Raw genomic sequence first — 11,676 nt, 5'->3', positions numbered from 1 at the left:
AGCACGCGCCGGGCTGAATTCAGCCCCTCCGGCGTTTAAGGAGCGGGGTCCGGGGCGGAGCCCCGTGCGGGGGGGGCGCCTACCCGACATCCCCAGGCAGCACCACTTCGCCGATGCCCCGCGCAGCGAGATGCTCCGTGTCGGCGGCCCGGCTCGCCAGGACGGTCGTCGGCCGGACCCCGTCCGCGACGAGGCGGGCGAACGCCTCGAAGACCGCGCCACCGGGCCCGCACTCGGAGCGCCGCGACATCGCGTCGTCCACGACCACCGCAGTCGTCCGGACCGCGGGCTCATACGTACGCCCGCGCCACTCCTCCACGATCCGGGAGATCGCCGCACCGGCAGGCTTCACCGCGCCGTCGTTGGTCAACAGACCGAGGCTGTACTCCAGTTCGGGGAAATCCGCGAGGTCGCGCGAGACGTCGTGGGAGCACCACCACGTCACACCCCACACGTCCTGGCAGTCGAGCGCCGCCTCGATCGTCGACTCGGTGAAGTCGGCCGCGTGCTCGGCGGGGATCAGCGGCGCGGGCGCCCCGACCTCCTGGAGCCAGACGGGGCGACGGGGGTCGTCCGCCCACGCCTTGGAGAGCTCGATCATGTACGCGGCGTGGGCGCGGGTGGCCGCACCCGTCCGACCGTGCCGCTGCGCCGTGCCGTTGAACACCCAGGAGTGCACGGCGGTGACCGCGCCGAGCCGCGCGGCCTGCGCCGGGGTGAAGGGCTGGTCGTCCTGGTACCAGGCGGCGTCGTACTCGGCGTGCAGGTGCAGCTTGCCGGGAGCGCCCTGCTCACACGCGGCGAGCACGGTGCGCAGCCAGCTCTCGGCCTGCTCCTGGGTGACGCGGTCGGGGTCGGGGTGCGGGCCCGCCGAGAACTGGTTGATCTCGTTGCCGATGGTCATGCCGATGAAGTTCGGCCGGTCGGCGAGGGCCGCCGCGAGCGTCCGCAGGTACTCGGCCTGCCCCGACACCACGTCCGGGTCGCTGAAGATGTTCCGCCGGTGCCAGGTCTGGGTCCAGGCGGGCAGGAAGTCGAAGCTGGACAGGTGCCCCTGGAGTCCGTCCACGTTGACGTCGAGCCCGCGTTCGGCGGCCGCGTCGGCGAGGGCGACCAGCTGCTCGACGGCGCGGGGGCGGATCAGGGTGCGGTTGGGCTGGAAGTACGGCCAGATCGGGAAGACCCTGATGTGGTCAAGGCCGAGCGCGGCGATGGCGTCGAGGTCGGTGCGTACGGCGTCGATGTCGAAGTCGAGCCAGTGGTGGAACCACCCTTGGCTGGGCGTGTAGTTGGCGCCGAAGCGCGGCGTGCCCGAAGGCGGTGCGGAGGAGAGCAAGGCGGATCCTGGTTCTGGGGAATTCCTGGTTCTGGGGAATCGAGGGCGCGCGGTCGGCCGCGGGGGCGGGGGCTCAGCCCTTGACCGCGCCCTCGCCGACGCCGCGGAAGAAGTACCGCTGGAGGCAGGCGAACAGGACGATCAGCGGGAGCACGGCGATGACCGTGCCCGCGGCGACGAGCCGTTCGTCGTTGGCGAAGGTGCCGTGCAGGTAGTTCAGGCCGATGGTCAGCGTGAAGCGGTCCGGATCGCTGAGCACGATCAGGGGCCACAGGAAGTCGTCCCAGGCGCCCATGAAGGCGAAGATCGCGACGACCGCGAGGGTGCCCTTGACCGCGGGCAGCGCGATGCGCAGGAACCGCTGCCACACGTTCGCGCCGTCCACGAACGCGGCTTCCTCGATCTCGTAGGGCACGTTGAGGAAGGCGTTGCGCATCAACAGGACGTTGAGCGCGGAGACGCAGCCGGGCAGCAGCACGCCGATGAGGGTGTTGTTGAGGCCGAGCTCACGCATGGTGGTGAACTGGGCGATGATGATGCCCTCGACGGGCACCAGCATCGCGAGGATGAAGACGATCGTGGCCGCCTTGCGGCCGCGGTAGCGAAGGCGCGCCAGGGCGTAGCCCGCGAGGGTGGCGCCCACGCAGTTGGTGACGACGTTGGCCGCGGCCACCTTCAGGGAGTTGAACGCGTAGTCCCACACCGGGATGGTGTCGGCGACCCGCTCGTAGTTGTGGAAGGTCGGGTCGGAGGGCAGGAACTTCGGCGGTGAGCTGAAGATGTTCTCGTGCGGGCCCTTCAGGGACGTGGACAGCTGCCACAGGAAGGGGCCGATCATCAGGGCGAGGACGGCGAGCAGCAGTCCGTAGCGCAGGACGATCTCCCACACCGGCATCCGGCGGCCGTTCTCGTCGGTGACGCGCGGCCTGCGCCGGGGCTTGCTCTTGGCCGTGGTCCCGGTGGTCTCTGTGGTCTCGGTGGCGCTCACGCGTCCTCCTTCCGGTCCGCCCGCAGCACGAGCAGCATCAGTGCGACGGTGACGACGAAGACGACGACCGAGATGGCCGACGCGTAGCCGACCCGTCCGGTCAGGCCGGTGCCGACGCGCTGCACCAGCATCACGAGCGTGGTGTCCTCGCCCGCGGGGCCGCCGGTGGGGCCCGCCATCAGATAGACCTCGGAGAAGACCTTGAAGGCGGCGACCGAGGAGAGCGCGCCGACCAGGACCATGGTGGAGCGCACGGCGGGCACGGTGACACTGAAGAAGCGGCGGACCGCTCCCGCGCCGTCGACCGCGGCCGCCTCGTGGAGCTCGCGCGGCACGTTGGCGAGCGCCGCGAGATAGATGATCATGTAGTAGCCGAGGCCCTTCCAGACCGTGACGGCCATGGCGCTGAACAGGAGCAGCCACTGGTCGCTGAGGAAGCCCACCTTCCCGACGCCCACGGCCTCCAACACCGCGTTGACCAGGCCCCGTTCGTCGAGCATCCACACCCAGATCAGGCCGACGACCACGATGGAGGCGACCACCGGGGTGTAGAAGGCGGACCGGAAGAAGGTGATGCCGGGGATGTGCTTCTGGACGAGCATCGCGAGCAGCAGGGGCAGCAGGACGAGCGCGGGGACGACCACGAGGACGTACAGCGTGCTGTTGCGCAGGCCGATCCAGAACATGTCGTCGTGCAGCAGCTCACGGAAATTGGCGAGGCCCACGTACTCGCCGGGGATCAGCGTGCGCTTGTCCGTGAAAGCGTTGTTGAGCGTGCTGAGGAACGGGTAGAGGATGAAGACGGCGACGATGACGAGCCCCGGCGCGGCGAACAGCCAAGGACTGGTGGGCAGTTGTCGTCGGATGCGGCGACCGCCGCGCCCGTCGGGGCGAAGCCCCTTGGGCGCGGGGCCGGCGGTGCTGATGTCGGACGAGGCCGCCTTCGTGGCGGTGGGGCTCTTCATGGTCGTACGGGTCCCTGGTCTCAGCTGGTCTTGAGCAACCGGTCACAGTTCTTGACAGCGTTGTCGAGCGCTTCCTTGGGGCTCTCCTTGCCCTGCAGGGCGCGGGCGACGGCGTTGCGCAGCTCGACCTTCATCTGCTCGCTGAAGAGCACGGGCGTGTAGTTCACCGCGGTCTTGATGGACTTGGCGGCGGCGACGCGGACCCGCGTCTCCTCCTTGCCGTCCTGCTTGGTGAAGTACGGGTCGTCCAGGGAGCCCTGGGTGCTGGGGAAGATCGCGACCTTCTTGGCGAACTCCATCTGGTGCTGGGCGTCCGTGACGAAGTGCGCGAAGGCGACGGCGGCGGGCGTCTGCTTGGTGCGGGCGTTCACCATCACGCCCATCACGTACATGTTGTCCTTGCCGGTGCTGCTGATCTGCGGGGTGATGCCGATGTTCTTGTAGAGCGTCGGCGCGTCCTTCTTGAACTTCTCCAGGTCGAGCGCGCTGCCGGGGTTCATGGCGACGGCCTCGGTGAGGAACTTCTTGCCCGTCGACTCGGGCGTCGCGGTCAGCGCCTGCCCGTCGAGCGCCTTGGCGTCGTACAACTCCTTGTACTTGGTGAGGAGTTCGACGCCCTTGGCGTCGTTGAAGGAGAAGCCGGTGCCTTCCTTGTCCATCAGCGGCACGCCGTAGCGGCCGAAGTCCTCGATGGTGGGGACGTTGGCGAGCGTGGCGACCTTGCCGTCGCTCTTCTTCGCGAGCTTCAGGGCGTCGTCGAAGAGCTGGTCGTACGTCTTCGGGGGCTTGTCCGCGTCCAGGCCCGCGTCCTTGAAGAGGCGCTTGTTGTAGAAGAGCGGCCCGGTGTTCAGGTACCAGGGGAAGGCGTAGGTGCCCTCGGTGCCGGGTATCTGGTGGCTCTTCCAGGCGCCGGGCAGGTACTCCTTCTCGTACTTCCCTGCGGCCTTGTCGAGGTCCATGGCGATGCCCGCCTTGGCGAGCGGGGCGACCAGGTCGGGCGAGACGTTCACGACGTCGGGCAGCGTGCCGGCGGCGGCGTCGGCGCTGATCTTGTCCGCGTAGCCCTCGCCGGGCTGGTCGACCCAGTGGACCTCCGTGCCGGGGTACTTCTTCTCGAACTCGTCGACAAGGCCCTCGAAGTAGGGCTTGAAGTTGGCCTTCAGGTTCCAGGTCTGGAAGGTGATCTTGCCTTCGATCTTGCCCGACGCGTCCGTGGAACCGCCCTCGTCCCCGTCGCCACAGGCACTCAGGGGCAGCAGGACAGCGAGGACGGCGCCTGCGGCGACCGCTCTGCGGGGGATACGGGAGATACGCACGGTGAAACGGCTCCTTTGCTCGGCCCAGCGTGAGACGGCGGTGACTGCGGCCGTCCGAGCCGGGCAATCCTCGCCGAGGCAGACCTTGCATCGCACGGTGGAGAATTGTCAATGGATTCCGGCCACCGATCCGCCCGGAGATATCGATGATCCCCCGATCGCAGCGGCAACTCGCCTGGTCAGAAGCGTGTGTTGAGACTCTTGCGGCGAAGCACTAATGCGCTTTAGGGTCGGAGCACTCAAGCGCATTAGTACTCGGCCGTCAGGAAAGGGGCAACGGGTGCAAGGCAAGCGGTCACCGGCGCGCAGGCCGACCATGAAGGACATCGCGCGCCGCGCCGGGGTCTCCGAGAGCGCGGTCTCCTTCGCGCTCAACGACCGCCCCGGCGTCTCCGACGTCACCCGTGACCGGGTGCGCCGGGTCGCCGAACAACTGGGCTGGCGGCCCAGCACGGCGGCGCGCGCCTTGTCCGGCGAGGGCTCGGCGACGGTGGGCCTGGTGGTGGCGCGTCCCGCGGCGACGCTGGGCGTCGACTCGTTCTTCCTGCAACTGATCTCGGGCATCCAGGAGGTGCTCGCGGAGCGGCACTTGGGGCTCCTCTTCCAGGTCGTGGAGGACGTGGCCGCCGAGTGCGCGGTCTACCGGCACTGGTGGGCCGAGCACCGGGTCGACGGGGTGCTCGTGGTGGATCCGCGCACCGACGACCCGCGGCCCGCGCTCCTGGACGAGCTGGGGCTGCCCGCCGTCGTGACGGGGGGCGTGCCCGATCCGGAGGCCGGGCACCCGGGGCTCTCGACGGTGTGGGCGGACGACGCGGGCGCGATGGCGTCGGTCGTCGGCCATCTGCACGCGCTCGGCCACCGCCGCATCGTGCACATCGCGGGCCTCGAAGGGCTCGCGCACACCGAGCGGCGCATCCGCACCCTGCGCGCGGAGGCGGCGGGCCGCGGCCTGTCCGGGGTGCGTTCGGTGACGACGGACTACTCCGACGCGGAGGGCGCCGCGGCGACCCGGCGCGTCCTGGAGGCCGCCGAGCCGCCGACGGCCCTGGTCTACGACAACGACGTGATGGCCGTGGCCGGTGTCGCCGCGGCGACCTCCCTGGGCTTCGCGGTCCCCGACGACCTCTCGGTCGTCGCCTGGGAGGACTCGGCGCTGTGCCGCATGGTCCACCCGTGGCTGACCGCGCTGTCCCGGGACACGGTGGCCTTCGGCAGGTCCGCGGCCAGGGAGCTGCTCGCCCTGCTCGACGACGGGCCCGCGGCGACGGTGCAGGTGCCGTTGCCGCGGCTCATCGAGCGGGAGAGCACCGGGCCCGTGCGGGGCTAAGCGTCGTTCGGCTGCGGCTGCGGCTGCGTCGTAGCTGATCGCGCAGTTCCCCGCGCCCCTTCGGGGGGCCACGGGAGCGCCGCCAGGATCGGCAGCAGATTCTCCTCCTCGTAGTCGAGATGGGCCGTCAACTGCCGTGACATGGAGTCCAGTTCGGCACGGAACCGCTCGGGATCCGTACCGTCGATCCCGGCGAGGAGCGCCGCGAGCTCGCCCTGGATACGGGCGACGGTGCGGTGTTCCTCGGCGAGCCGGTCGAAGGTCTCGCGCAGCTCGGGGTGGTAGCCCCTCATGGCCGGGAAGAGATGCGCGTCCTCGCTGGTGTGGTGGAACGCCAGGGCGTCGCAGAACGCCAGGCAGTGCTGTCTGATCTGGAGCCCGAGGCCCGGCGCGGGCGGCACCCCCGGGCCCGTGTGCGCGGCGAGCGCCGCGAAGTGCGCGTCGGTCTCGGCCCGCACGTGGCGCAGTTGGCCGCGCAGCCACAGGTGCACCTGGAGCATCTTGTCCGCGAAGTTGTCGGCCTCTTCGGGGATGTCGGCCTCGTGCGCCGGGCGTTCCAGGACGACGACCGGCAGGATCCTGCTGGTGCGCGCCTGGTAGTCGCCGTATCCGCGCTCGGCCGCGACCACCCGCTCGAAGAGCCGGTCGCGGCGCTCCCCCTCGGCGGGGACGGCGATCGCCTGGAACTCCTCGGTGCCGAGCTCCACGCGCACCGTGGGGCGGGCGAGGACGTTGTGGTACCAGTCGGGGTGCCGGGGCGAGCCGAGGTTCGAGCCGACGACCAGGAGCAGGCCGCCGTCGCGGACGAAGCCGAGCGGCGTGGTGTGTTCCTTGCCGGACCTGGCGCCCGTGGTGGTGAGCAGGAGGAGGTCGCCGCCGTCGAAGGGGCCGCCGACCTTGCCGCCGTGGGCGCGGAACTCGTCGATGACGGACTGGTTGAAGGGTGTGGGCATGACGGTGTCAGAACTCCGTACGGGATGTTCGGCTCCGCGTCGACGGCGCGATGGCATGCGTCGACAGCGGTGTGGATGAGGGAGGTTGCCGGTCACGGGTGACGGCGCGCGAAAGCGCACGGTCAGGCAGTGGCCCGGAGGTGTGAACTCACGACGTACTCATGGGCGTCGTCCTTGAGTGAAGGTGCTCGCCCGGTCGCCGACCTGCCCACTGCTCTTTGGTCGGCGCCACGCGGCACGAGCACCATTACAGACACCCGCTCCCCCACATGTCAACGCGGAACGGCCCGCGCCTCCCTCACACCTGCGACCGGTAGAGACCGAACTCCGCGATCCGCACCGCGCCCCGTGACCGCGTCACCCGCAGCCGCCACCGCCGCGCCGTCACCGGGGCGGCGAGCCTGAGCGCGCGGCTCGCGCCGACCGTGTCGACCTCGGTCACGGTCCGCCAGGTGTCACCCACGCGCGCCTCGACGACCGCGTGCTCCACCTGCTGCCCGTGCCGGATGTCCTCGGCGATCCTGACCCTGTCGACCTCGCGGGCCCGGCCCAGGTCGACGGTGACGGTGCCCGCCTTGCGGTCGTGCCGGGTGCGCGCGCCGTCCGCGAGGTCCTTCGGCAGCTCCTTGCGGATCCGCTCGCGGAACTCGCGAAGGCGGGTCACGTCCGCGTCGGGAAGGAGCCCCCGCTCGTCCGGCGGGATGTTGAGCAGGAGCACCGAGTTGCGCCCGACCGAGCGGAACCAGATGTCCGTCAACTGCTCGACGCTCTTGGGCTTTTCGTCCTCGTGGTAGAACCATCCCGGCCTGATGGACACGTCGCACTCGGCGGGCCACCACTGCACGTACTGGGCGACGGACCGCGCCTCGGCGAGCGCCGCGCGACTGCCCTGGTCGGGTGCGTCGTACGCGAGCGCGTAGTCGATGCTGCCGTTGCCCGAGTCCTTGACGGGGACGACGCTCCACTCGTTCTCGCGCGCGAGACCGCCCTCGTTGCCGACCCAGCGCACGTCGGGCCCGCGCACCGCCATCGTGGCGTTCGGGGCGAGCGCGCGGATCAGGGTGTACCAGCTGTCCCAGTCGTACGTCTCCACCTTGTCCGGCGGGATGCGGCCCTGTGCCCCGTCGAACCAGACCTCGTCGACGGGGCCGTACTCGGTGAGCACCTCGTAGAGCTGGTTGAGCATGTGGGCGCCGTAGTCGGTGGCGTCGAGCGTGAAGGTGCGCGGATCGTCACCCGCCCGGTCGTCGTCGGGCGTCAGGGTGGGGATGGTGCGCGCCGAGCGCTTGCTGCCGTTGGCGTAGACGCCGTCGAGGTACTGGTTCTCGTCGGCGGGCGAGATGTAGACGCCGACCTTGATGCCGTACCGGCGCAGTGATTTCGCGAACGACGCGAGGACGTCGCCCTTGCCGCCGCGCCAACTGCTGCTCGCCACACCGTGTTCGGTGTAGCGGGTCCGGTAGAGGACGAAGCCGTCGTGGTGCTTGACGGTGAGGATCGCGAGCGTGAAGCCGCCGTCGCGCAGCGCGCGTGCCCACTGGTCGGTGTCAAGGCCCGACGGCTGGAAGACGTTCGGGTCCTCGTCGCCGGTCCCCCATTCGAGCCCGGTGAAGGTGTTGACGCCGAAGTGCAGGAACGCGGTCTGCTCCAGCTTCTGCCAGGCGATCTGCCGTGCTGTCGGCCGGACCCGGGACGCCTTGGCGACGACGGACTCGGGTGAGTCGCCGGGGCCGATGGGGATGCGGTAGGGCGGTTCGGCGCCGCCGGGGCGGGTGGCGGCGGCAGCGGTGGTCACGGGGATCGAGACGCTGGACGCGGCGACGGCGGTACTGACGGCGGCGGCCATGAAGAGACGTCTGCTGACGGTCATGGGGCGGGTCTCCCTCGGGTCAGGGGGCGGTCAAGGTCCAGACGGCGGGCGAGCGTTGGTTCTTCGGGTACGGGAGGAGCCGCCCCGCGTCCGTCACGTGCGCGGCCATGCGCGTGATGGCGTTGGTCAGCCGGTAGCCACCGGCCGCCTCGTCCAGTTGCCAGCGCTGGAGCGTGTCGGTGACGGCGGTGCCGGGCTGGAGGGGCACGTTGAGCGTCAGCCTCCTGCTGCCCGCGTCGCCGGTCCCTGCGCCGCCGATGCCCGGAGGACGAGCACAGTTCGGTCATGTGGTCCGATGATTCAAGCACCCCGGAGAGGTGTCAATGCACTGTCTCCGCCCGGGTCTTGGACATTTCCGATGAGCCATCGGATGAATCGCCTCGGCAGTCGGGGAGTGGCGGAGATCCATCCCGCGGAATGGTCAACTCACCCGGCCTCTTGTACTTTCCGCCTCGTGGATCACGTCCGGCGGGCCGAGCGCATGCCGATGACGCTCGGCCCGCCGCCGTGAGAGGTGCGGGCGACTGCGGAGGGGACCGCCGTCCGCGCCCGGAGACACCCGTGCCCCCGCCCGAGGGGCGGGGGCACGTGGCGAAGCGGACCGGTCGGAGCTGTCGGAGCCGACCGGGGCCTTGGCCGGATCGGCCGGTCCGGGGTCGGATCAGTCGATGCCGGGCAGGATGTGCGGCTCGGCGAGGTCGTCCTCGTAGCCTGCCAGGCGGATCGGGGCCGCCTTGGCCCACGCCTCGAGGTTGCGGAGCTTGTGGGGCCGACCGGCCCGCTCGCCGCCGCGTTCCGCCGGTCGCTTTTCCTGCTTCGTCAGATCTGGTGTCACCGCGCACTCCTTTGTGTCGCGTAACGGAAGGACAAGGGCAGTTCGGTCGCGGTGGCGCCCGTTCGAAGGCGGGACCGCGGCCGTGGTCGCCGGCCTGTCCCGGGGTCGCCGAGGGGTGTTCGTGGACCCCTCGTGGCGGCCCGTTCGCCCTAGGTTAACCAAATGAGCGCGGCCACGCTCGATGGGGCCCAAGGGTTGGACAGATTCCGGACAATGGCGCCTCCGCGGACAACCGCGCCCAGCGGGCTCCGGTGGACCCGTGGGGACCGTGTCGTGCGTGGGCCCCGATGGCCCCGACACCGCGCGACACCGGGCCCGACAGGCAGTCCCGGGCCCTCCGGCCGGTCCCGCGCCCACCGCCCGTGACGGGCGCGCGAACCGGAAGGCGGTCGTCGCACCCCGTACGACTGGCGCGAACGCGTCCCGTACGGCCGACGCGGGACGCGTCCCGTGAGGCCGACGCGAGAAGGGCCGCCCCGGCGAGCGGGGCGGCCCTTCGGCGCGCGTCAGGTGCGGGGTGGCGGCCGCCACCCCGGGCGGTCTACCACTTGCCGGGCGCGTAGTCCTTCATGAAGACGCCGTACAGGTCCTCGCCCGCCTCGCCGCACACGACCGGGTCGTAGACGCGGGCCGCGCCGTCGATCAGGTCGAGCGGGGCGTGGAAGCCCTCCTCGGCCAGGCGCAGCTTGTCGTAGTGCGGGCGCTCGTCGGTGATCCAGCCGGTGTCGACCGAGGTCATCAGGATGCCGTCGGTCTCGAACATCTCCTGGGCGCTGGTCCGCGTCACCATGTTCATCGCGGCCTTCGCGGCGTTCGTGTTCGGGTGGCCCGCGCCCTTGTAGCCGCGGCCGAAGACGCCCTCCATCGCCGAGACGTTGACGACGTAGGCGCGGCCGCTCGACGCCTTCTTCGCGGCGTCGGCCATCGCCTGGCGCAACGCGCTGATCAGGATGAACGGCGAGGTGTAGTTGCACAGCTGCGTTTCGAGGAGCTCCACGGGGGAGATCTGCTCGATGGTCTGCACCCAGGTGTTGCTGTCGACGACGTCGGGGACCAGGCCGCCCGCGTCGATGGCGGTGCCGTCCAGGTGCCGGGCGACGCTGGCGTTGCCCGCGACGAGCGCGAGGTCGGCGACCTGCTGTGCCTCCAGGCCGCTGGTGCCCACGGGCAGCGCGGCCAGGCCGTCCACCGCGCCGGAGTTGAAGGCGCCGATCACCTCGTGGACGGGCAGCTCACCGGCGGGCAGCGGCGCGCTCTCGCCGTCGACGAGCGCGGCGTACGCGGAGGGCAGCCTGCGCACGGTCTGCGTGGCGTTGTTGATCAGGATGTCGAGGGGGCCCGCCGCGGCGAGCCGCTCGGCCAGGGCGACGGACTGCGCGGGGTCGCGCAGGTCGATGCCGACGACCTCCAGGCGGTGCAGCCACTCGGCCGAGTCGTCCATCGCCTTGAAGCGGCGGATGGCGTCCTTGGGGAACCGCGTGGTGATGGTCGTGTGGGCGCCGTCACGGAGCAGGCGCAGCGCGATGTACATGCCGATCTTGGCGCGGCCGCCGGTGAGCAGGGCGCGCTTGCCGGTGAGGTCGGCGCGGGCGTCGCGCTTGGTCCGGTTCAGGCGGGCGCAGTCCGGACAGAGCTGGTGGTAGAAGTAGTCGACTTCCACGTACCTGGTCTTGCAGGTGTAGCAGGAGCGCGGGCGCTGGAGTATCCCGGCGATCCTGCCCTCCTCGACCTGCGAGGAGGGCAGGAGCCCCTCGGTCTCGTCGTCGATGCGCTGCGCGGAGCCCGTCGCGGTGGACTCGGTGACCGCCTTGTCGTGGGCGGTCTTGGCGGCGCGGCGCTCCTGACGGCGGCGCTGCTTCACCGTGCGGTAGATCCCGGCCGTGGCCCGGCGCACGGCGATCGCGTCCGGGTGGTCGATGTCGAGCTCGTCGAGCTCGTCGAGGACCGCGAGGCAGACGGCGAGGCGGTCCGGGTCGATGCCGGGGCCGTACGCGACGGTCCCCTCCTGGCTTTCGTCTGTCACCGTCATCGCCGCTTGTCCTCGTGTCATCCCGTGCCGCGGCGCGTCTGGTCGTCCGCGGAA

Annotated in this window: 10 protein-coding genes; 1 reads left to right on the top strand and 9 read right to left on the bottom strand. The window is 70.7% G+C overall.

Going from position 1 to position 11,676, the window contains the following annotated elements; translation table 11 throughout:
- Positions 1–79: 79 nt before the first annotated feature.
- The 4 genes from KY5_RS37400 to KY5_RS37385 all read right to left on the bottom strand — a co-directional run bounded on the left by KY5_RS37400 (position 80) and on the right by KY5_RS37385 (position 4,605).
- Positions 80–1,336, bottom strand: a complete 1,257-nt coding sequence (locus KY5_RS37400) for a glycoside hydrolase 5 family protein (protein WP_098246359.1) — start codon at positions 1,334–1,336, stop codon at positions 80–82.
- 73 nt (positions 1,337–1,409) lie between these two features.
- Positions 1,410–2,324: a carbohydrate ABC transporter permease gene (locus KY5_RS37395; protein WP_098246358.1), complete on the bottom strand. Its 915-nt coding sequence runs from the start codon at positions 2,322–2,324 to the stop codon at positions 1,410–1,412.
- Complete coding sequence (locus tag KY5_RS37390) at positions 2,321–3,289, bottom strand: carbohydrate ABC transporter permease (RefSeq protein ID WP_098246357.1); 969 nt, start codon at positions 3,287–3,289, stop codon at positions 2,321–2,323. The genes KY5_RS37395 and KY5_RS37390 overlap by 4 nt, the downstream gene beginning before the upstream one ends.
- A gap of 20 nt (positions 3,290–3,309) precedes the next feature.
- A complete protein-coding gene (locus KY5_RS37385) occupies positions 3,310–4,605 on the bottom strand; it encodes an ABC transporter substrate-binding protein (protein ID WP_098246356.1) in 1,296 nt (431 codons plus the stop codon).
- 280 nt (positions 4,606–4,885) lie between these two features.
- Between KY5_RS37385 and KY5_RS37380 the strand changes: the two genes are divergently transcribed.
- Positions 4,886–5,935 carry a LacI family DNA-binding transcriptional regulator gene (locus tag KY5_RS37380; protein ID WP_199843411.1) on the top strand — a complete coding sequence of 350 codons (1,050 nt, stop codon included), beginning with the start codon at positions 4,886–4,888 and terminating at the stop codon, positions 5,933–5,935.
- On the opposite strand, the gene KY5_RS37375 is transcribed toward KY5_RS37380, so the two are convergent.
- The 5 genes from KY5_RS37375 to KY5_RS37360 form a co-directional block, all read right to left on the bottom strand.
- A complete protein-coding gene (locus tag KY5_RS37375) occupies positions 5,932–6,888 on the bottom strand; it encodes a nitroreductase/quinone reductase family protein (RefSeq protein WP_098246355.1) in 957 nt (318 codons plus the stop codon). The genes KY5_RS37380 and KY5_RS37375 overlap by 4 nt on opposite strands.
- A 298-nt stretch (positions 6,889–7,186) precedes the next feature.
- Entirely contained in the window at positions 7,187–8,758 is a 1,572-nt protein-coding gene (locus tag KY5_RS37370) for an alpha-L-fucosidase (protein ID WP_098246354.1), read from the bottom strand.
- 19 nt (positions 8,759–8,777) lie between these two features.
- Positions 8,778–8,966, bottom strand: a complete 189-nt coding sequence (locus tag KY5_RS37365; RefSeq protein ID WP_098246353.1) for a hypothetical protein — start codon at positions 8,964–8,966, stop codon at positions 8,778–8,780.
- Between the two features lie 453 nt (positions 8,967–9,419).
- Positions 9,420–9,593 carry a hypothetical protein gene (locus KY5_RS42340; protein ID WP_162933544.1) on the bottom strand — a complete coding sequence of 58 codons (174 nt, stop codon included), beginning with the start codon at positions 9,591–9,593 and terminating at the stop codon, positions 9,420–9,422.
- A gap of 541 nt (positions 9,594–10,134) precedes the next feature.
- Complete coding sequence (locus KY5_RS37360) at positions 10,135–11,622, bottom strand: SDR family NAD(P)-dependent oxidoreductase (protein WP_098246352.1); 1,488 nt, start codon at positions 11,620–11,622, stop codon at positions 10,135–10,137.
- Between the last annotated feature and the right edge of the window lie 54 nt (positions 11,623–11,676).

It is taken from the genome of Streptomyces formicae (assembly GCF_002556545.1).
Taxonomy (GTDB): domain Bacteria; phylum Actinomycetota; class Actinomycetes; order Streptomycetales; family Streptomycetaceae; genus Streptomyces; species Streptomyces formicae_A.
This window is presented reverse-complemented; position numbering and strand designations above follow the sequence as displayed.

Excerpts from the sequence above, each read along its gene's own strand:
- KY5_RS37390 (WP_098246357.1), bottom strand. The coding sequence starts at position 3,289 with ATGAAGAGCCCCACCGCCACGAAGGCGGCCTCGTCCGACATCAGCACC.
- KY5_RS37370 (WP_098246354.1), bottom strand. The coding sequence starts at position 8,758 with ATGACCGTCAGCAGACGTCTCTTCATGGCCGCCGCCGTCAGTACCGCC.
- KY5_RS37360 (WP_098246352.1), bottom strand. The coding sequence starts at position 11,622 with ATGACGGTGACAGACGAAAGCCAGGAGGGGACCGTCGCGTACGGCCCC.
- KY5_RS37375 (WP_098246355.1), bottom strand. The coding sequence starts at position 6,888 with ATGCCCACACCCTTCAACCAGTCCGTCATCGACGAGTTCCGCGCCCAC.